The organism is Sphingopyxis sp. FD7, from assembly GCF_003609835.1.
Classification (GTDB): Bacteria; Pseudomonadota; Alphaproteobacteria; order Sphingomonadales; family Sphingomonadaceae; genus Sphingopyxis.
On sequence record NZ_AP017898.1, the window covers coordinates 555315 to 577280 of the forward strand.

Here is a 21966-nt window from a genome sequence, read left to right on the forward strand (position 1 = left end):
GTCAGCGGTTGGCCGCGGCGCCCGCGGCATCACGAGCATCGCGGTCGCGCTGGCGGACGAGACCGGCGTAATTGGCGGAGAGGTTGGCCTGGTTCAGCGCGGCCATATAGGATTGGCGCATCTGGGCGCGCTGGCGGAGGACCTCCTCGCGCAGCCCCTGGAGCTGCTCGATCCCCTTGGTGAGAATGCGCGTCTGGCAGATGTTGGAGTTTCCGGCATCGGCGGCGCCCGCCGCGGTGGTACCGCGCTCGGCGTTCGACAGCGCGAAATCGAGACTGCGCGTGAGGTCGTTGAGCATCTGGTAGGCGAGGGTCAGCGCCACCAGTTCGTCGGTGTCGCCGATCACGCTGTCCTCGACGCCTTCGCGCACGCCCCACTCAAGCATGCGGTAGATCGGCAGCGTCTTCACATTGGCGACGAACTGGCGTTCCTCGGCCGTGAGCGCGGCCCGGGTGCGGATCTTCGTCGCGATCGCCTGCATCCGCTCGCGCGCGAGGATCAGCGCGCCGCGGCCCGGTCCGTCGACGCCGCAATCGGCGCCGGTCGGCGGGATATTGAGCGCGCGGCGCTGGACACGTCCGGTCAGGAAGTCCTCGACGCCTTCGGTCTCCTGCCGCGGGCAGGCGGGGATCGCCGAAAAGAGCGGCACCTTGTCGGTGGCATCCCAGCGCATATAGACGTCGCCGACCCGGGCGCGCATGACCCCGGTCCATTCGCTCGCGCCGACCCGCGCGGCGGCATGGGCGAGGAGCGAGCCGGTGCGGAAGATGTCGGTGACCTCGCGCGGGCAGTTGGCGAGCGCGTCGCGCAGGTCTTCCGTCGGATTGTTCTGGTTCGCCTGGATCTTCTCGCGGCTCTGCTGATAGCTTTTCGCATAGCCTTCCTTGATCGACTTGTAGCCGGTCATCTCCTCGATGATCCCTGACATATTGTCGTCGCCCTTGGCGATCTGGACCATGCGGTTGGCGAGGCGGCAGTCGTTGACCTGGATCGAGTTCAGATAGTTGGTCGCCGCCTCCATCTTTGAGATGATGTTGCCCATCTTCTCGTCGAGGGTTTCGAGGAGATATTGGAAGGCGACGGCGGGCGCGGCCTGCAGGATGCTTTCCAGCTTCTGGACGAGATACTCGGGATCGAGGAAGGACATGCCGCCGAGGAACATGTCGATCCCGCCGCAGCCGGCGCGCACTTTCGGCAACGTCACGCTCATGAGGTAATCGTTGTGGACGTCGACGCGGCCCGAGAAGCCGCCCGCGGTCACATAGCCGCGCGCCTGATCCTCGAAGCTGCCGGGCGAGGTGTAGGTCACATTGTCGAACCAATGCTCGGCCCAGCTTTGGGCATGAGCCGGCGCGGCCATTCCCATAGCTGATAGCGTAGTGAGCGCAGCGATCATCTGGCGGGATTTTGGCATGACTTGCTCCTTTCAATCCTCTCGGGCCGGGTTCGCCATGATCAGCATGTTATGCAAATTAACCTTGCAAAACTGGAATAGAACTCCATAAATGCAAGGATGATTGATCGCCGTATCTCGACGGAACTGGCGGAAAGGTTGGCCGAAGTGCCAGCTGTTGCGCTCATCGGCCCAAGACAGGTCGGCAAGACCACGCTCGCGGTTGAAATCGGCGAATCCAGACCCTCGATCTACCTCGACCTCGAGTCCGATGCGGATCGCGCCAAGCTGGCGGAACCCGAACTTTATCTTGCCGGACATGCGGACAAGCTGGTCATCCTCGACGAAGTCCATCGTTTGCCGGGACTGTTCCAGATCTTGCGCGGGCTGATCGACGCCGGTCGGCGTAGAGGCCAAAGGACAGGCCGCTTCCTGCTCCTCGGCTCGGCATCGATCGATCTTCTGCGCCAGTCGGGAGAGAGTCTCGCCGGACGTATCAGCTACCTCGAAATGCGTCCGCTCGACGGGCTTGAAGTCGGCGATGATCAAATTGACCGGCTTTGGGTACGCGGCGGATTTCCCGATAGCTTCCTTGCGGCGAGCGATCGGGCAAGCCAGCGATGGCGGCAGGATTTTATCCGCACCTATCTCGAACGCGATATTCCAATGTTCGGTCCCCGCATCGCGGCCGAGACACTCCGCCGTTTCTGGACGATGCTCGCACATCATCAATCCGGCCTTCTCAATGCGGCCGAATTTGCCCGGAGCCTCGGCGTCGACGGCAAGACGGTCGCTGGATATCTCGATCTTCTGGTCGATCTTCTCTTGGTCCGACGTCTCGAGCCGTGGCACAGCAACGCAGGCAAGCGTCTCGTCAAATCGCCGCGCATTTATGTCCGCGACAGCGGACTCGTTCACACACTGCTTGGGCTTTCGTCCTACGAAGATATTCTCGGCCATCCCATCGCGGGGGCAAGTTGGGAAGGTTTCGTCATCGAAACGCTGACCGCCGCTGCCCCGGAGGGGACGAAAGCCAATTTCTATCGGACGGCGGCGGGCGCGGAAATCGATTTGCTGCTGACGCTTCCTGGCGGCGAGCTTTGGGCAATCGAGATTAAGAGGAGCCTGCAACCCAAGCTTGAACGCGGCTTTCATCATGCCTGCGACGATCTCTCGCCCGCGAAGCGATTGCTGATCTATCCCGGCCGCGAGCGCTACCCGCTTGCCGATGGCGTCGAAGTGATGCCGGTTGTGGTCGCCGGTCATGCACTTCTCGCGGAGGTATAGGCGGGCAGTGTTCATGGCTTGGCACTGCGCTGCGATGGCGCTCCCGGACTGTTCCCGACGATCCCCGTAAACTTGGAAAGCGCACGCACGCCGACAGCGGGTTTCACCCCAGTCAGCATCTTGGCGGACAGATAAAGATTGCGCGCGAGGTTCGGACTATGGTCGGTGCCGACCGCGATCGGGATGATACGGTTCGCGTCCTTCACCGGGCGTACCCAGGCTACGGGATGCCCGACCCAGGGGAGGCCGACCCGACCCGAGCGCAGCATCGCTTCGTCGGCGCCGAGCGCCCGAACCCGCCAGCCATAACGGCGTCCGAGGTCTTGGAGCTTCGGCCAGAGGTCGGCGCAGGGGAGGCAGCCCGGCGCCGTGCTCATCTCGACGATGAAGGCGCCGCCCGCGCCGCGCAACTCCTCGGCGAAGTTAGGCGGAAAGGACCGCGTTACCGGAACGCGCGCGAGCCAGACGTTCATCTCGGCCGCGCTCGCAACCGGGTGGATCGCGGCGCGCGCCGCCTGCTCGCGCGAAGGGGACTGCGCGAGCGCCGGCAAGGCGAGGCCGACGCAGAGCAGCGAGAGGAGGGCGCGCGCCTTCATGGCCGAGGTTCAAGGCTCGAGGTGACGAGATCGCCGCCGAGTACGCGGGGATCGGTCGCAGAGACCGGCCCCGCCGACAGGGCATCGAAGAAGCCGTCCTCTTCGCCCGCGCCGGTCAGGAATTGCTCGGGCCGGATATCGCCGAGCAGCAGCCGCACCGCCTGGTAAGCGGTCTGCGAAAGGTTCGGATAGGATTCGACGCCGCTCGCGATCACCATGCGCTGGGCGCTGCCGCGGCGGATCACCATCGTCGTCGGCGTGATCTCGACCCCGAACCGCGTGGCGAGTTCGGGCCGCTGGTCGATGTCCATCAGCGTGACCTGCCAACCGGTTTCCTCGCGGAAGCGCTCGATGATCGGCCACTGCACGCGGCAGTATCCGCAGCTCGAGCGCGAGAACATCACGAGCGCGAACTGCCCGGCCTGGCCGCGAAGATAGTGCCGCCGGACCTGCTCCTTCTCGGCCCCCATCGTGGCACGCGCGTCCCCGACCATCGGGTTGGCGGACTTGGCGCTGAGTTCGGGGTGATGAAGCATCGCGACCTGGGTGACGCCGGCGAAGGCGCGGGCCTTTCGCCTCGCAAAGTCCTGCAAGCGCCAGAAATCGGCGACGGCATCGATCGTGAGCACGGTCGCGGCATAGTCGCGCTGCGCCTCGATCAGCTTGCGGATCTTCGGCGGCGTTAGGCGCGCAAGCTCTGCCATCGGCGGAATCCGGGGCTTCGCCAGCGCTTCGGGGTCCGCATCGTCATCCTTAGGCGGCGGGGCCTGATACCACCAATAGCCTTGCTTGGGTTCGGGCTGAGCCGTGCGGGAAAGCTGAGCCGCAGCGGGCACCGCAACGCCGACGGCCAGCGCGACGAGCGAGAGCAGGGAAGCGCGCATCACAACAACTTCTCCATCCGCTTGAGCTCGCCGATCGGCACCGGGCCATAATAGCGGCTGTCGAACCCGCTCGGATGGTGCGAGCCGACATAGATGGTGCCGGGCAGGATCAGCCCGTTGTCGGGACGCCAATGCTCGAGCCGCTGGCCGTTTCGCCCGAACGGTTTGCTGATACCGAGCAGCTTGCCTTCGCAGAAATACCAGCCGTCGAGCGCATTGGGTTCGAAGGTCGAAGGCTTCTCGATCAGGCTGATGCGCTCGCCGGGAAAGCAGAGCGCGAACTTGGTGACATTGACAGGTTTTGGTCCCGCGAGCGGATGCGAGAGCGTGAACATGACGAGGTCGCCTTTCGCGATCGGCCCCGGCGCGGCGCGCACGGCCCAGGCGTCGATCGACGGCGACATGACCCAAGTGACCTGTGCCATCGCCCAGCAGGCGAAAAGGCCCGAGGGAATGACGATCGCGCAGGCCTTCCATAGCCGGTTCGGGCGCGCGGGCTGCCCAAGCCCTTCACTGCCGAGCGCGACCGCCGCGCGGCGCGGCAGTCCTTTCAGCGCGATGGCAAGTCGCTTACCGAGCTTCCAGGCGTGACTGAGCATCGCGCACCTCCTCCTTTCCGCCGAGGCGGGCAATTTCTTCGAGCAGGCCGGAGAGCGCCGCGTCACCGTAAACGACATGGGAAGCGCGCGGACTCTCGTCCTCGCGCTCGCAATAGGGGAGCGCCGGATCGCCCGGGATCATCGCGAGCGCAGGCACGCGGGCGACGCCGTGCTGGCGGAAGACCAGCGGGTCGACGATCACCTGGATGTCGCGCATCACGCAGGCCGGGCCTTCGCAGCCCGGATCGAGCCGCAGCATCTCGGCGGTGAGCTTCGCCATCGGCGCCACCTTGGTCATCCCGCCCGGCATGCCGCGAAATGCGATCACGCCGCGCGCCTTCTCAACCTGCGCGGCATAGGTTCTGAGCGTTGCCGTCGGCATCGACGAGGAGACGAACAGCACGGGCACCCAGCCCTTGGTCGCTTGCGCCGGCCCCGCATCGGCGATGGCCTTCATGTCGGGCGCTTCGAGGCCGAGCGCCTGGCCGAGCCGCTTCGCCATCGCCTCGCGCTCGGCAGCGAAGCGATCCTTGCCGGCCTTGAGCGCGTCGCGCGCACGTGATTCCATTGCCGGAGACTTGGAGTGGCCGCGCAGGGCTTCGAAGGCGCGGCGGCGCTCGGCTTCGGTCGGCTCCGGCAGCTCCGATGGAGCGTGGACAGGCTCGACTTTTGGCCGCGAGATTGCGCCGCGCAGCCGTTCCATCGCGGCATTGCCTTCGCGTTCGATCTCACTGCGCGCCGACGAGGGCTCTTCGGTCCCCGGCGACACCTGCGCTGTCCCGGCGCTGGGCATCCCCGCCCATCCGGCGAGCGCGATCAGCGCGGCAAGGCGCGGCCTAGCGGCCGATGGCCTGCGTATAGGCATCGATGCGATCCTTCATGTCGATCTGGATGTCGGCTTGCGCGCGGGCCTCGATCTCGTTGTAATATTCGGACAGGTCCATCCGGCTGAAGTCGAGCGCCTGGAATTCCTCGGGCGTGAACCCCCGGCAGTTCGGCGTCTTCACCGGCCCCCAGCCATCGGCAAAGGACTTGAGTTGCGGACGGCCCTGTTCCTGGATGATGCGGCCGAGCTTGGTGTTGAAGCAGCAATGGCTGCGCGATTTCTGGACGCAGATGCCGAGGATCTTCGACGAGCAATAGCTGCCGATCTCGACGCACATGCCCGAGCCGCGCAGCATGCCGACTTCCATATCTTGCTGGTCGCAGGAGGTGAGCAGGAAATCGATCATCACGTTGATCGCGAGGCTGATCGCGATCGAGGTCGGATCGATGCCGACGATGATCGCATTGGCGCCCGCGCTCGCCGCCTGGCTCGCTGTCGCCCCGGCTTGGAAGGCGGCATAGGCGGCCTTGGCGCCGGTGAACACGCCCTTGGCGATCGCGATCTTGGTCTGGGTCGATGCGAGCGACGAGCCCATGCCGTCCTTGACGATCTTGCCCTTGTCCTTGCAGCAGCTCTGGAAGCCGGTCTTGAGCCCGGCGGGGCGGCAGCGCAGCGCGCGGCCCGCGAAGATCTCGATATTGCCGAGGCAATTGCCATCGGCATCGACCGGCCCATCGGCGGGCGCGCCGGGATCGTCGATAACGGGCTCATCCTCGATCGGGTTCGCGGCGGTATCGATACAGCTATGCGGCGAGCAGGCCGGAACGCCGCCGCTCGTCGGCGTCTCGCAGCCATATTGGGGTCCAAGCGGGCACGACCAGCCGCCGCCGGGCTCGGCTGCGCACCAGGCGCGCTCGAGCGGACATTGCCATCCGCCGTTTGCTGTTCCGGTGCAGCTTGCTGTTTCGCCGGGGCCGTCGGCCTCGCCGCTGCCGTCGAGATCGGCGGCGCAAATCTGCTGGGCGTGCGCTGGCGCGGCCGCGAGCGCGCTGCCGATAGCCAGCCCCAGGACTAGCAAAAGGATCAGCGCGGCCCGGTGCGGCCAAGGGATGTCGCGCCAGCTCATCGCGCCGTCGCCGTGCAGGCGAGATCGGCGCCGGCGAGCCGGACCGTCTGCATCACCACCACCGCTTCGGGGAAATCGTCGAGACAGCCGCAGGGGCTGACGATCGTCTCGCCGGGACCCGCCGGGCAGACATTGTCGGCGCGGCAGACATGATAGAAGGTGTCGAACCCGGTCGGGTTCGTCTGCCTGGCGCCGACGACGCCATCGGGCGCGGCGTCTGCGTTCGCCTTGGGCGCCCGCGTCTTGCAGATCGCCTCGCAGGCGGGCACCGAGCCGCGGTCGGGGAGCGCGAACGGCCGCGTCAACGACGCCATGCCGCCGTCGGCGGTGCGCACGCGGTCGGCGAGCATCGTCTCGGTCGAATGGTCGATGATCCACGCGCCGCGCCTGAGATCGGGCTCGGGCATGGAGCCCGTGTCGACGACGCATTTATAGCTGCGCTCGCGGCGGAAGAAGTCGCGGGTGAGTCGGATGGTGCACGACCCGGTGCCGAACAGGCGGGTTTGGGTGAGGGGTCTCAGGCCGGCGCTGATGCCATTGCGGAAGGTCTGGACGCCGTCGACATTTTCGCTGTCGAGGCGGCACTTCGTATCGCCGCCTGTGCCCGCGCACAGGTCGACGAGCCGCTCGCTGGGCTCGCAGCCGGGCGAGACGCGGATCTCGACATCGACGAGACCCCATTGGGTCGTGAGCGGCGCGCCGCCGCCCCCGCCCCGCACGCGCGCCGATACGGTTGCGGGACCTGCCCGGAGGTCGGCCGTGAAATCATAAGGCGTATAGTTGCGCGCCGCGCCGCCGTCGGTGCGGCAATCGCCAGAAGGCAATCCAGTGGTCAGCCAGGGGCGCGGTCCGGCCGAGCTGACGATGCGGCCGTTGACGCGGCCCTGGACCCAGTCGTCGGCGCCCATCTCGACGATCTGTGCGGATATAAGCTTCGCGGGGTCGCTGACTTCGAAGCGCGCGGTGAAGATTGGCGGCGATCCGCTGCAATCGCCGTCGCCGATGATGCGATAGCGGCGACATCCCTCGCCGCAGTCGCGAACCGAATAAATGGAGCCCGACGCGGAGACGATATCGTCGTAACCGAGCGGCAGGAAGGTCACTTCGCGCTCGATCGTGCAGGCCCGGACCTGCTCGGCACGGCCCGTGCCGGCAGGTGAGCCAGCGAGCGACTGGAACAGGCTGTTCGACCGCGATGCGGCAAAAGCGTCGCCCTGGATTGCGGTCGGGTTCGCGCGATAGGCCGTCTGGGGCAGGGCGGGATCGGGGCTGCACGCGGTCGATTGCGCGCCGACATATTGAATGACGGGACCGTTCACCCGTGCGTCGGCGACACCGTTGCGCGGATCGTGGCTCGACAGCGCGCCGACCGCACCGCCGCCAAGATCTTTCAGCACCGACGGCAGATTGCCCATGACGAGGTTCGCGCCGCAACTGTTGTTGACGCAATAGCAGCCGGCGAGCGCAGGCATCTCGACTTCGGCGAGCTTGAGGTCGCCGCTGCTGTCGACATCCCATTGGAAGCTGCGGCAGTCGCTCCAGCTCCCGGGGCGGCAGGAGATCACGCCGTTGGCGCAAATCCCCGACACCGGCACGGGCAAGGTCGTCACGCTATCGAATTGGCCGTCGATATCCTTGTCGCGCGCGATGCGGACGGTAGTGATATCGCCGCCCGCGCCAGGCTGGATCAGGATTTCAAGGAAGTTCGCCGTCTTCTGGCAGGCGAGGTTCGGCGTGAAGCTCTTGCTCTTGTCGACCGTCGCGATGGACTGCCCGGCGAGGCCGGGGCTGATGTAATTTTCGAGGATGGCTTCGCTGTCGCTGCTCTTGGAGCGCGAGGCCTCGGCCGCGGTGCGCGCACGGTCCTCGATCGTCTGGGCCAGCGCCACGCCGGGGAGCGCGGCCGAGATAGGCAACAGGGCAAGAAACCGCGGGGTCACGAGCGATTCCCGTCGATGGTGCGCGAGCCATGGGCCACGCGAAACAGGTCTCCCGCCCGGAAATCATCGCATCCGGGCGGGAGGAGCCGAAACGCCGCCTGGCCTTCGAAGACGGTGAGCACGGCCTTCACCTGCGAACGCAGCGGGGTTGAGGCACAGCTTTCCGCCGTCCGAGGTTCGGTGGCCGCCTCGGCTGAAGGTGGAGCGGCGCCCAAGGAGAGGGGGCAGGGCGCCGCCCCCGCCTCGCGCGCCTGCCGGCAGCCACCAGGGCTGTGGCGGGCAGACCGGGCCGATTCCGGGCTGCGCGCAAGGCGATCGGTATGCGCCGGAACCGGCGCCGCATCAGGGCGTCGAGATGCCAGCACAGCAAATCGCTTTCTCGAAGAGCATGAACTGGGCGTTGTCCTTGCCGGGCGCATGCTTGCCCGAGGTCCAGAGTGCGCCCGGGCGGCCGATGTTGACGCACTTGCCGCCCTTCACCGGCTCCATCATGACCGGCCCCCACCGAGTGGTCCGGGCTATATGTTAGTGCATTGACGCCTCCATCGCCAGTGTCGGCCGTAGGTGGAGCGAAGCGGAACCGGAGGGCGACACTGGCGATGGAACGGCCTCCGGCGCGGGTGGTCGGTATCCCAGCGAGCTGTGCGGCCGGACGGTGTTGTAATGTCGCCGCCAGGCCTCGATCAGGATCCGGGCCTCGGCGAGCGAGTAGAAGATTTCGCCGTTGAGCAGTTCATCACGCAGCGATCCGTTGAAGCTCTCGCAATAGCCATTCTCCCATGGTGATCCGGGCGTGATATACAGCGTCTTCACGCCGATCTGGGCGAGCCATTGCTGCACCGCCGTCGCGATAAACTCCGGGCCATTGTCGGACCGTATGTGCGCTGGTGGCCCACGCGTGACGAACAGCTCGGCGAGCGCCGCCAGAACGTCATCGCTCCTGAGCTTGCGTGCCACCGGCAACGCCAGGCACTCCCGGCTCGCCTCGTCGATGATCGAAAGGATCCGGTATTTGCGACCATCGTGGGTCCGCCCTTCGACGAAGTCGTAGGACCAGACATGGCCGGGATACTCGGGCCGAAGCCGGATGCACGATCCGTCGTTCAGCCAGAGCCGCCCGCGCTTCGGCTGCCTTTGCGGTACCTTCAGCCCCTCGCGCCGCCAGATGCGCTCGACCCGCTTGCGGTTCACATGCCACCCCGCATCGCGCAGCAACGCCGTCACCCGGCGATAGCCATAACGACCATATTGCCGGGCCAGCGCAATGATGTCCTCGGTCAGAGCTGCTTCGTCGTTCGCCCCGCGGGGCGCCTTGCGCTGTGTCGATCGATGTTGCCCGAGCACACGGCACAGCCGCCGCTCAGACACCGGCATCATCATTCTGATGTGATCGATACAGCGCCTTCGGCGCGCGGGGCTCAGAAGTTTCCCCGGGCAGCCTCCTGCAATATCAGCTTGTCCAGCGTCAGGTCCGATATCGCACGCCGAAGCCGCGCATTCTCTTTCTCCAAGTCCTTCATCCGCCGCGCCTGGTCGGTCTTCAGACCGCCATATTCCTTACGCCACCGATAATAGGTCTGTTCCGTAACGCCGATCCGGCGACACGCTTCAGCCGTCGTCGCCCCCTGCGCCAACACGACCTCCGCTTCACGCAGCTTGCCGATAATCTCTTCCGGGCGATGCTTCTTGGCCGGCATTCATATTCTCCTTCGTCATCCAAAATATCATCAATTTTGGACCACTCAGAAGGGGGCAGATCAGTGATCGACTGATCAATCATTCCACGATCATACTATATCATATCTTACAGTAAAGGGTTTTCAGAATATGATGTTGGCTCTACAGTCCATGACGATGGTTGAACCTCGCAATACAAGCGGCATCTCTCCCGCGAAAAGTCTTCTGACGGCCTCAGACGAGTTTGTCTTTCTCATCGAGGAAGTGCCCCGCAAACTGCGTCGGAAGTTTGATGCCTCAACGGCGCGCTTCGGATTGACGCGAACCCAGTGGCGCGCGCTCGTCTATATCTATCGGACCCCGGGCATGACCCAAACCGACCTCTCCAAATGCCTCGAACTGGAGCGTGCCAGCGTTGGCCATGTTGTCGACCAGCTGGAAAGAATGGTGCTCGCGGAACGGCGCGCTGCCAAGGGCGACCGGCGCGTCTGGGAACTTCATCTTTTGCCCCGAGCGATCGAAATCCTGCCTCAGCTGCGCGCCGAAGCCGACATGATCTACGCGCGACTGCTCCATATGATTTCCCCAACTGAGATACGCGCGATGCGCTCATTGCTGACGAAAATGTCCGGCAATCTCGAAAGCGGATCGGAAGACATGCCTCCTCGATAGGAGCCGTGGAAGATTTGAAATGGCCGACGCCATTCATCGTCAGCAAGCCGATATCCCCAACTGGCACCGCTCGCGTCTGAGGCGGCGCGCCGCGGCCGTTCTGCCCCCGCTGCATCAGGTTGCCAGCACTGACGGCTAACTAATTGCGAATATCGCGGCACGGAGCCCTACCTGCCTCCCGCCGTGTTGCAGAATAGTCCGATCGAGCCGGCAATCGTTCGGCGGTGAGCGCCCTCCCGCGAGGCGGGCCGCTCTTGGCTTCGCGTGCCAGCGCCAATTGACCGACGAGCTATTTCGTGCAACGAGTTGTCTACCAAGAAACGAACCTCTGCGTGGAGACCGACATGGCTCAACCCGAGCGCTTCATGTGAGGGCGGATTGCCGGTGCTGTCCGCCGTCAGCACCAATGGCACAGATTTGAGGTTGTGATTTAAGGAGGATTTGGGCTTCGTCGTAGTGACTAAGGAACGAGGATGAAGCCCAATCCTCCTTGAAAAAATCGGCGCCGAAGGCCCCTGCTGAGCGGCTGGTGAAGTGTCCGTCGTCAGAACATTTGGCACAACTCGCGGCGTAAATTAGCGGAGTGCGGGCCTCGTCAGGGGCTGGATTTTAAGCGGCGAGCTTGCGGTGTTGCAAGCGCCGATATTCGATGGTCTGTCGTTTGATCCTTTCACGCTGTTTGATGATGGCTGGTGCCCTGCCGAAGTAGGCGTCGGCGGGCGTCACGTTGTTCAGGCTCTCGTGGTAACGTTGATTGTTGTAGTGCTCGACGAAGGCTTCGATCTGGGCCTCGAGGTCGCCGGGCAGGAAGTAGTTCTCCAGCAGGATGCGGTTCTTCAGAGTCTGGTGCCAGCGCTCGATCTTGCCCTGGGTCTGAGGGTGGCACGGTGCACCGCGCACATGACTCATCTGCTGAGCTTCGATGTATTCAGCCAGTTCGCCAGCGATGTAGCTGGGACCGTTATCGCTGAGCAGCCTGGGTTTGTGCAGCACGGTGGCGCTGTCGCAGCCCGAGGCAGCCAGCGCCATGTCCAGCGTGTCGGTGACGTCCTCGGCCCGCATGTTGGTGCACAGTTTCCAGGCGATGATGTAGCGCGAGAAGTCGTCGAGCACGGTCGACAGGTACATCCAGCCCCACCCGATGATCTTGAAGTAGGTGAAGTCGGTTTGCCACATCTCGTTCGGCCGGGTGGTCTTGGTGTGGAACTGATCGGCGGCCTTGATCACGACATAGGCCGGGCTGGTGATCAGATCATGGGCCTTCAACAGGCGGTAAACCGTGGCTTCCGACACGAAGTAGCGCTTCTCGTCGGTGAACCGCACCGCCAGCTCGCGCGGTGACAGTTCGCTGTAGTCCAGGGCCATCTCGACGATCTGGTCCTGGATATCATCGCCGATGCGGTTCCACACCCGGGTCGGCGCCGACGGCCGATCCTCCAAGGCCTCCGGGCCGCCTTCGAGGAACCGGTCATACCAGCGGTAGAAGGTCCGACGGGCGATGCCGAGCTGGTCCAGCGTGCGTTTGGCGGGCAGGTGCGACTGCTCGACGATCCGGATGATCTCGAGCTTCTCCGAGGCGGGATACCTCATTCGTCGTCGCCCCCATCCGCGATCATGCTTTTTTTGAGCAGGCGGTTCTCCAGGGTCAGGTCGGCAACGCATTCCTTCAGGGCGCGGGCTTCGCGGCGCAGATCCTGCACCTCGCCAGTGGTCGCGGCACGGGCGGTGTCGCCGGCCAGGCGGCGCTTGCCGGCTTCCATGAACTCCTTCGACCAGGTGTAATACAGGCTCTGGGCAATGCCTTCCTTGCGGCACAGCTCGGCGATGCTGTCCTCGCCGCGCAGGCCATCCAGCACGATGCGGATCTTGTCTTCGGCCGAGAAGTGCCGGCGGGTTGCACGCCGGATGTCCTTCACCACCCGCTCCGCAGGGGCCTTGGTCGGCGATTTTGCATTGGAGGATTTGGGCTTCATCTTCGTTCCTTCGTCACTACGACGAAGCCCAAATCCTCCTTAAATCACAACCTCAAATCTGTGCCATTGGTGCTGACGGGGAGCAACGGCGTGCGACGCGCCGGCACTTCTCTGCAGAGGACAAAATCAGGATCGTGCTGGAAGGCCTGCGCGGCGAGGACAGCATCGCCGAGCTGTGCTGCAAGGATGTCATCGCCCAGAGCTTGTATTACACGTGGTCGAAGGAGTTCATGGAGGCGGGCAAGCGGCGCTTGGCGGGCGACACCGCCCGTGCCGCGACCACCGGCGAGGTGCACGACCTGCGCCGCGAAGCCCGTGCCCTTAAGGAATGCGTGGCCAATCTGACGCTGGAAAACCGGTTGCTCAAAAAAAGCATGATCGCGGATAGGGCCGACGACGAATGAGGCAACCCGCATCCGAGAAGCTGGAGATCATTCGGATCGTCGAGCAGTCGCACCTGCCGGCCAAGCGCACGCTGGAGCAGTTGGGCATCCCGCGCCGGACCTTCTAACGCTGGTACGACCGCTACCTCGAGCGCGGGCCGGAGGCGCTGGAGGATCGGCCATCGGCCCCGAGGCGGGTGTGGAACCGCATCTGCGATGATATCCAGCAGCAGATCATCGACATGGCGTTGGATACAACCGACCTGTCACCCCGCGAGCTCGCGGTGCGCTTCACCGACGAGAAGCGCTACTTCGTGTCGGAAGCCACGGTTTACCGTATGTTGAAAGCCCATGACCTGATCGCCAGTCCGGCCTTCATCGTGATCAAGGCCGCCGACGGGTTCCACACCAAGACGACGCGGTCGAACGAGATGTGGCAGACCGACTTCACCTACTTCAAGATCATCGGCTGGGGCTTGGTGTACCTGTCGACCGTGCTCGACGACTTCTCCCGTTATGTCATCCTTTGGAAGCTGTGTACCACCATGCGGGCCGGGGATGTCACCGACACGCTGGAGCTGTCCCTCGAAGCTTCCGGATGCGCGTCGGCCAGGATGATCCACAAGCCGAAGCTGCCAATGGGCCCGGCCAGCATATTGCCCGCGCCCCTTAATTCGTCAGGGAAATGGGCGGCGAGGAATTGCCGCATTTCGGTGCGAAATGCGTCTTCGCTCGTCTAGACATCAGGTTCTAGCTGAGTTGGCACTGAAACCTCCGTTCAAAACTGAATTTGCGACGCCGCACGCGCACGACAGGGCTGCGCTCTGTCTGGTCAGTATTGCTGCTCGGGAACGTGCAAAATCAAACCTTCCACTCCTTCCACCATGGGTATCTGGCAGGCGAGGCGACTGTATTCGTTGGCACCTTCGGCAAATTGCAGAAGCTCTGCCTCCGCTGCCCCTTCGACCAGGCGACCAACCCTGTCGATCCAGGCCGGATCGACATGGACATGGCAGGTCGCACAGGCGCAGACACCGCCGCAATCGCCGTCGATGCCCGGTACATCATTGAAGAGCGCCGCCTCGCGTGCGGTTTCGCCCTCGGCAATTTCGACTTCCCGCCGCGTTCCATCGCTGGATACGAACGTCACTTTGACCATCATACACTCCGTATTTCTGCTTCAGCAAATCAGCGCGCGTGCAGCCGCACCGGCAGATTGGTGATCCCGCGCACAAGGTTTGAGAAAAGGCGCTCGGGCTCGCCGGTCACTTCGACCTTGGCGAACCGCTTGTGAATTTCTTCCCAGATGATCCGCAACTGCAGTTCTGCCAGCCTGTTACCCATGCATCGATGGATGCCATAACCGAATGACAGGTGATGGCGCGGATTCTTGCGGTCGATGATGAACCGGTCAGCCCGGTCGATGACCGTTTCGTCGCGGTTGCCCGACAGGTACCACATCACGACCTTGTCGCCCTTCTTGATCTGCTTGCCGCCAATCTCCCAGTCCTGCAGCGCAGTGCGGCGCATGTGAGTCAGCGGCGTCTGCCAGCGGATGATTTCCGGCACCATGCTGGCGATCAACGAAGGGTCGTCATTCAGTTTGCGATATTCATCGGGGTTCTGATTGAGCGCCAGCACACCGCCGCTTATCGAATTGCGCGTGGTGTCGTTGCCGCCCACGATCAGCAGCAGCAGGTTACCCAGAAATTCGAGGAAGGGCATATCCCGTGTCGCCGGGGAATGCGCCATTATGGAAATCAGATCGTTCTTCGGTTCTTCGTTGATGCGCTGCTCCCACAGTCCTTTGAAATACATCGCGCACTCGATGAGTTCTTCACGCCTCGCTTCGTACGATTCGACGATGCCGGTTTCAGGGGCGGCCGTTGTGACGTCGGACCAGCGCGTGAGCTTGCGGCGTTCCTCCCACGGGAAATCGAATAGGGTAGCAAGGGTCATCGTGGTCAATTCAACTGAGACCTTGTCAACCCAATCAAATTCCTCGCCTATCGGCAGATCATCGAGAATCTGACACGCTCGTTCGCGGATTGTCGGTTCGAGCAACAGCAAGTTGGACGGCGCTACAGCGGGGGTGACGGCCTTGCGTTGCTGGTCGTGCTTTGGAGGATCCATAGCGATGAACATTTCAAGTTCGAGCGCGCCTTCCACCGAATGCATGTCCTGAATGGCGATACCGCCGAGCTTTGCCTCCGACGAAAAGACTTTGTGGTTGGTGTCGACAGCCATGATATCGTCGAACTTGGTGATCGACCAGTAAGGCCCAACATAGCTTTCGCGGCAATAGTGGACCGGCTCCTCTTTGCGCAGCCGGTCGAAATACAGGCCGATCGTGTCCTGCTGAAAAAGACTCGGCCGTGCGACATCAATTTCGTCGATCGGAATGGCTGCAACTTTTCCGGCAGTATCCAGCTCCATCGTGTCGATGCTCATGTCTCGTCCTCCATCCCAGGCAAGCAGACTCACCTTGCTATCAAACAGGTAGATGTTTCGCAGGGTGTGGTCAATAAAGCTTATAAGGATTGTTGCGACATTTGACCGCACTGCAAACTTCATAGACTGATGCTGGACATGCCATCCGATAAACTCTTATAAGGTTTTATCAGAGGAGCGATTCCCAGTGATGCAACCGAAGGTCGATGATTCGAGGAAGGCCAAGCGTGCGCTCACGCTTGCGCAGGACATCGTACGCGATATCGAAGCCGGGGCGCATGTTGCGGGCGACAGGTTGGCGCGCGAGGACGAAATGCTTGCGCGATACGATGTCGCCCGAGCGACCTTGCGCGAAGCGCTTCGCTTCCTTGAACTCCAAGGCGTTATCCATCTTCAACTAGGTCGCGGTGGCGGGCCGGTGGTCGCTCGCCCGCAGACTGGCGATTTCGCAAACAGCCTCTCGCTGATCCTGCATTTCATGGAGGCGGACTTGAGGGGCTTGCTCGAATTGCGCGAAGCGATTGCGGCGGATGTTGCAGCCTATGCCGCCCAGCGCGCGACCACGGGTGATCTGAGCGCACTTGCCGATTGCCTCAAAGAGCTGGAGCGAAACGAAGCGAGCAGCCAGTTCGAGGAACTGAATCGCCGTTTTCACGATATGCTCGGCTGGGCCAGCGGCAATCCGCTTTTCGGCCTTCTGACTTCCGCGTTGCATATGCTTACCCGCGAATTCTCGCTCTCGCTGGGGTATTCGGCGCAAGAGCGTGCGGTCCAGTTGCGTTTCTTGCGCCGCGTCCTTGAAGCTGTGCGCAAGGGCGATGCCGAAGGAGCGCGGCAGGCTATGGCGCGTCTCGTGGCGGGCTCCGCCTCCTATCTCGCACAGAGAAGCCCTGAGCTTGTGTCCCAGAAGGTCAGGTGGGGACAGACGTAAAAAACGGGCGCCGGTGGGTGGCGCTGGATGGAGAGGGTATTACGATGGCACTCAAGAGCCGCATATGCGAAATTCTCGGGATCGAATACCCGATCCTTCTGGCCGGAATGGGCGGGGCGAGTGTCCCCGCGCTCGCGGCCGCAGTATCGAATGCCGGGGGACTTGGCGTTCTTGGCGCTGCGGCCTGCTCGCCAGACCAGTTGCGCAGCTGGATCCGCCAGACCCGCGAACTGACCGATAAGCCATTTGGGGTCGACACCCTTCTGCCTGCCTCCGTCAGGCGCGGTTCGGCACCGCAGAGCGGCGCCTCGCTCGAAAACCCGATGGCACTGCTTGGCGAATATCAGCAGTTCACCCGCGATTTCATGGAACGCGAGGATCTGCCCGAAGTGGATGCCGCAATGGCCATGCGCGCGGCTGGCGCGCCGGAAATGGGCAAGGGCGGTCCGCAGCTGTTCACGCGGGAGTTTTTCGAGGCGCAGATGGAAGTGGTAATCGAGGAAAAGGTGCCAGTCTATGCCGCCGGCCTCGGCAATCCCGGACCGTGGATGGACCGCCTTCATTCCAATGGCACCAGGGTCATGGCGGTGATCGGCAAGGTCAAGCACGCCCAGCAGGTGGTCGATTCCGGCATCGACATGATTGTGGCGCAGGGCCACGATGGCGGCGGGCACAACTCCCCGATCGGAACCTTCTCGCTGATTCCGCAGGTAGTCGACGCGGTGGGCGATCGGGTTCCCGTGATCGGAGCAGGTGGAATCTCCGATGGCCGCGGAGTCGCCGCAGCGATGATGCTGGGCGCTCTGGGCGCGTGGGTCGGAACGGCGTTCCTGGCAACCGAAGAGGCAGGGATTGAACGGTTCCAAAAGGAAGCAATAACCGACGGCGGCGATGCAGATACCGTCGTTAGCCGTTCGTTGACCGGCAAGCCTGCGCGCATGATCCGCAACAAATGGGCCGATGCTTGGGTTGCGGCGGGCAAGGAGCCGCTTCCGATGCCTTACCAGTCGATGATTTCAGGGCCGGTCATGGCTTCGGGCATAAAGGCTCAGCGCAAGGATATCATGCCCGGCTTCGCGGGGCAGGGAATTGGATTGATCCATTCGATCCGTCCAGCGGCAGAGGTCATGCGCGATCTTGTCGAAGGGGCCGAAAGGGCGCTGGCCGATGCCAGATTCTATTCCTGAATTGCGGCAAGACGGGTACGCTGTATGAACGCTTCGCAGACCTTATCCTTTGCCGACAAGGCCGCCATAACCGGTGTGGGCGAAACCGCATTCGTCAAGGGCACCGAACGGACCGCGGTGGACATGATGCTGGAAGCCTCGCGCCGCGCAATCTCAGATGCCGGGCTGAAACCTTGCGACATCGACGGCATGGTGCCGCCGCCGATCTATACGACCTCGGAGGAAATGGCCGCCAATCTCGGCATTGATGTGCTGCGCTATGCGGCCACCGTTCACATGGGCGGCGCCAGCCCGACGACGGCGCTGCAGAACGCGGCAATGGCGATCGCCAGCGGGCTTTGCGATCACGTGCTGGTGACGCTCGGTTGGAACGGCTATTCCGCCCTCAGGCCCAAGCCGGGTGCCCCGCCCACTCGGGCGATGAACATGAACACGCTGACCAATACCATCCAGGGCTATTACATCCCCTATGGTGTGTTCCTGCCGGTGCAGATGTATGCTTGGCTGGCGACCCGTCACTCGAAGCTTTACGGCGTGGGCGCGGATGCGATGGCAGCGGTAGCGCTAGCCTGCCGGCGTCACGCGCAGTTGAATCCGCGCGCCTTTACCTATGGGCGCGAACTCGACGCGGAAACCTATCATTCGGCGCGCTGGATATCCGAGCCCTTCCGCCTTTACGATTGCTGCCTTGAAACCGATGGCGCCTGCGCGGTAGTCATATCGCGAATGGATCGGGCCAGGGATATGCCGCATGTGCCCGTCAGCATCGCCGGTGCCGCGGAAGGCCACCCCTATCCCGCCGACGACATCCCCTCGCGGCCCGATCCCTTCAAGATTGGCCTCAGCTATGCTGCCCCGCGCGCTTTCGACATGGCGGGCGTCAAGCGCGAGGACATGGATTTCCTGCAGATTTACGACTGCTTTACCTATGTCGTTCTGCTGCAACTGGAAGCGATGGGCTATTGCGAACCGGGTGCACAGTTCGAATTCGTCGCCAATGGCCAGATTGAGCTGGGTGGCCGCTATCCGATCAACACCCATGGCGGCTTGCTCAGTGAGGCGCATGTCTGGGGACTCAACCACGTGGTCGAGGCAGTGCGCCAGCTTCGTCACGACTGCGGCGAGCGCCAGGTGCTGGGAGCCCAAACTGGTCTTGTGACCGGCTGGGGTGACCTTGGCGATGGAAGCATTGCCATTCTCAGGAGGTTTGCATGAGCAGCGAGAGCGATCTGCCTCCCAAAATGCGGCCCTCCGCGCAGGTTGCGCCGCCCAAACCGCGACCTCGCCCGCAAGACCCGGTTGAGCAGGAATTCTGGAAGCGGTGCCAAGACGGCAATCTCTATTTCCAGCGCTGCGGCGGCTGCGGCTGCTTCCGCCACCTACCGCGCTATATGTGCGCAAAGTGCGGCTCGCCGGAATTCTCCTGGGAACGCAGCAGTGGCAAGGGCACGCTGTTTTCCTGGACCGTTACCCACCAGGCCCTCCACCCGGCTTTTGCCGACGAAATTCCCTTCGTGGCGGCGGTGGTGGAATTGGAAGAGGGCGTACGCATGGCCACGCGCCTGATTGGTTGCGATCACGAGCGCCTAGCGCTCGACCTTCCGGTGGAAGTGGAATTCGAATTGATCGGTGAGGACTTCCGCCTTCCTGTTTTCCGCCTGCGTGAAAGTTAGAAGCGTCATGGATCTTGATTACGGGCCCGAATACGATGTCTTCCGCAAGCAAGTGCGGGCTTTCATCGAAGCGCACCGCCATCTCGCGCCGCCTTCTGCTGACCGGGCGGCCCGACCTTCGTCCAAGGCAGTCGAATGGCAGAAGCTGTTGATCGAGCATGGGTATACCGCGCGAACGATCCCGCAGGAGTATGGAGGCTATGGAGCGGAGCCGGACATTCTCCAATCGCGCATCATCGCAGAGGAATTTGCGCGGGCCAGGGTGCCGGGCGGGCTTTCTAATCAGGGAATCTCGATGTTCGTGCCGACCCTGCTTGAACTCGGCACCGAGGAACAGAAACGGCGCTGGATCGAACCCACGTTGAAAGGCGATATCGTATGGTGCCAGGGCTATTCCGAACCCGGTGCCGGGTCGGACCTAGCCAACCTCAAGACCAGCGCGCACATCGAAAACGGCGAATTTGTTATCAATGGCCAGAAGATCTGGACCAGCACCGCCAAGCAGGCCGACATGATCTTTTGCCTGGTCAGGACCGAACCTGACGCACCCAAACATGGCGGCATTTCCTACCTGATCTTTTCGATGGACACGCAGGGCATCGAGGTTCGCCCCTTGAAGACGATGACCGGTCACGCCGAGTTCAACGAGACGTTCTTCACCGATGTGCGCGTCCCCATGCACCAGATCGTCGGCCAGCGGGGCCAGGGCTGGTTCGTCGCGAACGCAACCCTAGGCCATGAGCGCGGAATGCTGGGCGATCCCGACGCGCTCGAAAACCGGCTGCAGGCGCTGATCGCACTGATGCAGGAAGAGCGTTTGGGCCAGGGTCGCGCGATCGACAATCCGGTACTGCGCGACCGGCTAGTGGCACTTCAGGCCGAAGTAGCGGCGATGAAATACAATGGGATGCGCATCCTTTCGAACAGCCTTAGGGGAGAGCCGGGCGGCATGGCGAAGCTGATCGTCAAGTTGCAAAGCTGTGAACTCGCTCACCAGATATCCGCGCTGGCAATCGACGCCATGGGCGAACTGGGCATACTCTATCACCACAGCCCGCGTGAGCGGGACGGCGGGGCGTGGCAATGGAACTATATGTTCCAACTCGGTCTCATCATCGGCGGCGGGACCGCTCAGATCCAGAAGAACATCATCGCCGAACGCGGCCTTGAAATGCCACGTGAGCCGAACCCCGCGGACATGGCGCGACAGAAGCAGGGAGCAGACTGATGGACTTTGGACTTTCGCAGGACCAGCAGATGTTGCGCGACGCCGTTTCGCGGTGCCTCGCCGATACCAGCCCGCTCAGTCACGTCCGCGAATGTGCGGAGCGGGACAATCCGTTGAGCGACCAGGTGTTGCGCGCCCTCCACGATCTGGGCGTTGCCGGAATGCTCGTCCCCGAAGAGCATGGCGGGCTCGGCATGACCTTGCTCGACGCGGCGGTGGTGGCGGAACAGCTTGGCTATGCGGTCGCACCGGTGCCGTTTCTCGCCAGTCAGGTTCTCGCACCGATCGCCTTGCGCGAAGCTGGCAACGAGGAGCAAAAGGCCCACTGGCTGCCAAAGATAGCGAGCGGCGAGGCGCGTGTCGGTGTCGCGATTTCCGAGACGATCGAGGTGCGCGACGGCGCGGGAGTTTCCTCTGCCGGCGGGAAGCTCAACGGCACCGCCCTGTTCGCGCTCGATTTCGAAGGAGCTGATGCCTACGTCGTCGCCGATTCCGGTGGCAGGCTGCACCTTGTCGGTGCCAAGGCGTCCGGGCTGGAAGCTATCGCGTTGACGACCATCGATCGCACCCGTAGCGTCGGGGAATTGCGGTTTGACGGGGACGAAGCGGAACCACTGGCTGACGATGGCGGAGCTACAGTGGCCCGGCTGCGCGATGCGGGCCGCGTGATCCTCGCCGCAGACAGCCTTGGCGCAGGTCAGGCCATGATCGAAAGGGCTGTCGATTATGCTGGTCAGCGCGAACAGTTCGGCCGCCTGATCGGTAGTTTCCAGGCCGTAAAGCATATGTGCGCCGAGATGGCCGCGCGGCATGAACCGTGCCGTTCGCTCGTCTGGTACGCCGCCCACGCCTTCGACGCGGTGCCGAATGAGGCATCACTGCTTGCCTGCCATGCCAAATCGCACACGGCCGAGGTCTATCGATTTGTCGCACGCACTTCCACCGAAGTGCACGGCGGAATGGGATTCACCGACCTGCTTGGCCTGCATTACTGGTTCAAACGGATCGGATTCGACCGGCAGGTTCTGGGTGGGCCAGAAGCGGTCCGGGCGGAGGCTGCGGCACTTCAGGGCTGGACCAAAGCTGCGTGATGTTTCTTCCAAGGGAAGTGCGCCAAAGCCGCCACCCCGTTCGGAGAGG

General features: G+C 63.2%; 19 protein-coding genes and 2 pseudogenes. 9 read left to right on the forward strand and 12 right to left on the reverse strand.

Features of this window, described 5'->3' with window-relative positions; all coding sequences use genetic code 11:
• Position 1: 1 nt before the first annotated feature.
• Positions 2-1414, reverse strand: a complete 1413-nt coding sequence (locus tag SPYCA_RS02600) for a conjugal transfer protein TraH (protein ID WP_062770270.1) — start codon at positions 1412-1414, stop codon at positions 2-4.
• A 99-nt stretch (positions 1415-1513) separates the two neighbouring features.
• Between SPYCA_RS02600 and SPYCA_RS02605 the strand changes: the two genes are divergently transcribed.
• Positions 1514-2680 (forward strand): ATP-binding protein, encoded by a 1167-nt coding sequence (locus tag SPYCA_RS02605; protein ID WP_062770267.1) that lies wholly within the window; start codon positions 1514-1516, stop codon positions 2678-2680.
• 11 nt (positions 2681-2691) lie between these two features.
• On the opposite strand, the gene SPYCA_RS02610 is transcribed toward SPYCA_RS02605, so the two are convergent.
• From SPYCA_RS02610 to SPYCA_RS02645, 8 genes and pseudogenes are all read right to left on the reverse strand, one after another.
• On the reverse strand, positions 2692-3276 hold the full coding sequence (locus SPYCA_RS02610; RefSeq protein WP_062770264.1) for a hypothetical protein: 585 nt from the start codon (positions 3274-3276) through the stop codon (positions 2692-2694).
• Positions 3273-4160, reverse strand: coding sequence for a conjugal transfer protein TraF (locus tag SPYCA_RS02615; RefSeq protein WP_062770255.1), 888 nt, complete (start codon positions 4158-4160; stop codon positions 3273-3275). Before SPYCA_RS02615 ends, SPYCA_RS02610 begins: the two co-directional genes overlap by 4 nt.
• The gene (locus SPYCA_RS02620; protein WP_062770252.1) at positions 4160-4759 is read right to left on the reverse strand and encodes a S26 family signal peptidase; all 600 of its coding nucleotides are present in this window, start codon (positions 4757-4759) and stop codon (positions 4160-4162) included. The genes SPYCA_RS02615 and SPYCA_RS02620 overlap by 1 nt, the downstream gene beginning before the upstream one ends.
• A complete protein-coding gene (locus SPYCA_RS02625) occupies positions 4731-5462 on the reverse strand; it encodes a type-F conjugative transfer system pilin assembly protein TrbC (RefSeq protein ID WP_232003477.1) in 732 nt (243 codons plus the stop codon). The genes SPYCA_RS02620 and SPYCA_RS02625 overlap by 29 nt, the downstream gene beginning before the upstream one ends.
• Positions 5463-5595: 133 nt before the next feature.
• Positions 5596-6711, reverse strand: a complete 1116-nt coding sequence (gene traN / locus SPYCA_RS02630) for a conjugal transfer protein TraN (protein ID WP_062770246.1) — start codon at positions 6709-6711, stop codon at positions 5596-5598.
• On the reverse strand, positions 6708-8651 hold the full coding sequence (locus SPYCA_RS02635; RefSeq protein ID WP_232003479.1) for a hypothetical protein: 1944 nt from the start codon (positions 8649-8651) through the stop codon (positions 6708-6710). Before SPYCA_RS02635 ends, traN begins: the two co-directional genes overlap by 4 nt.
• A gap of 342 nt (positions 8652-8993) precedes the next feature.
• Positions 8994-9143 (reverse strand): annotated as a pseudogene (locus SPYCA_RS02640) (TraU family protein); the annotation flags it as partial.
• Positions 9144-9176: 33 nt separating this feature from the next.
• Positions 9177-10348, reverse strand: a protein-coding gene (locus tag SPYCA_RS02645) for an IS3 family transposase (protein ID WP_120218721.1) whose coding sequence is annotated in 2 segments (ribosomal slippage) — positions 9177-10084 and positions 10084-10348 — 1173 coding nt in all. Because the reading frame shifts where the segments join, the coding sequence is not laid out codon by codon here.
• A gap of 151 nt (positions 10349-10499) precedes the next feature.
• On the opposite strand from SPYCA_RS02645, the gene SPYCA_RS02650 reads away from it, so the two are divergent.
• On the forward strand, positions 10500-11000 hold the full coding sequence (locus tag SPYCA_RS02650) for a MarR family winged helix-turn-helix transcriptional regulator (protein WP_223181259.1): 501 nt from the start codon (positions 10500-10502) through the stop codon (positions 10998-11000).
• 609 nt (positions 11001-11609) lie between these two features.
• On the opposite strand, the gene SPYCA_RS02660 is transcribed toward SPYCA_RS02650, so the two are convergent.
• A protein-coding gene (locus tag SPYCA_RS02660; protein ID WP_085995949.1) for an IS3 family transposase occupies positions 11610-12973 on the reverse strand; the annotation gives its coding sequence in 2 pieces (ribosomal slippage) (positions 11610-12623 and positions 12626-12973; 1362 coding nt in all).
• Between the two features lie 32 nt (positions 12974-13005).
• On the opposite strand from SPYCA_RS02660, the pseudogene SPYCA_RS02665 reads away from it, so the two are divergent.
• Positions 13006-13991: pseudogene (locus tag SPYCA_RS02665) on the forward strand (helix-turn-helix domain-containing protein); the annotation flags it as partial.
• Positions 13992-14188: 197 nt separating this feature from the next.
• Here SPYCA_RS02665 and SPYCA_RS02670 read toward each other — a convergent pair.
• Together SPYCA_RS02670 and SPYCA_RS02675 are read right to left on the reverse strand one after the other, a co-directional pair.
• Positions 14189-14518, reverse strand: a complete 330-nt coding sequence (locus SPYCA_RS02670; protein WP_228383639.1) for a 2Fe-2S iron-sulfur cluster-binding protein — start codon at positions 14516-14518, stop codon at positions 14189-14191.
• Positions 14519-14544: 26 nt separating this feature from the next.
• Positions 14545-15807 (reverse strand): cytochrome P450, encoded by a 1263-nt coding sequence (locus SPYCA_RS02675; protein WP_039575372.1) that lies wholly within the window; start codon positions 15805-15807, stop codon positions 14545-14547.
• A 190-nt stretch (positions 15808-15997) separates the two neighbouring features.
• Between SPYCA_RS02675 and SPYCA_RS02680 the strand changes: the two genes are divergently transcribed.
• Genes SPYCA_RS02680 through SPYCA_RS02705 form a run of 6 tightly spaced genes read left to right on the forward strand, consistent with a single transcriptional unit; the run spans position 15998 to position 21917 of the window.
• Complete coding sequence (locus SPYCA_RS02680) at positions 15998-16738, forward strand: FadR/GntR family transcriptional regulator (RefSeq protein ID WP_039575369.1); 741 nt, start codon at positions 15998-16000, stop codon at positions 16736-16738.
• Between the two features lie 44 nt (positions 16739-16782).
• Positions 16783-17925: an NAD(P)H-dependent flavin oxidoreductase gene (locus SPYCA_RS02685; RefSeq protein ID WP_054588690.1), complete on the forward strand. Its 1143-nt coding sequence runs from the start codon at positions 16783-16785 to the stop codon at positions 17923-17925.
• Between the two features lie 24 nt (positions 17926-17949).
• Positions 17950-19140, forward strand: a complete 1191-nt coding sequence (locus SPYCA_RS02690) for a thiolase C-terminal domain-containing protein (RefSeq protein WP_054588689.1) — start codon at positions 17950-17952, stop codon at positions 19138-19140.
• Positions 19137-19598 (forward strand): Zn-ribbon domain-containing OB-fold protein, encoded by a 462-nt coding sequence (locus SPYCA_RS02695; RefSeq protein ID WP_054588688.1) that lies wholly within the window; start codon positions 19137-19139, stop codon positions 19596-19598. The genes SPYCA_RS02690 and SPYCA_RS02695 overlap by 4 nt, the downstream gene beginning before the upstream one ends.
• Before the next feature lie 7 nt (positions 19599-19605).
• A complete protein-coding gene (locus SPYCA_RS02700; RefSeq protein ID WP_054588687.1) occupies positions 19606-20826 on the forward strand; it encodes an acyl-CoA dehydrogenase family protein in 1221 nt (406 codons plus the stop codon).
• A complete protein-coding gene (locus SPYCA_RS02705; protein WP_054588686.1) occupies positions 20826-21917 on the forward strand; it encodes an acyl-CoA dehydrogenase family protein in 1092 nt (363 codons plus the stop codon). Before SPYCA_RS02700 ends, SPYCA_RS02705 begins: the two co-directional genes overlap by 1 nt.
• The last annotated feature ends 49 nt before the right edge of the window (positions 21918-21966 follow it).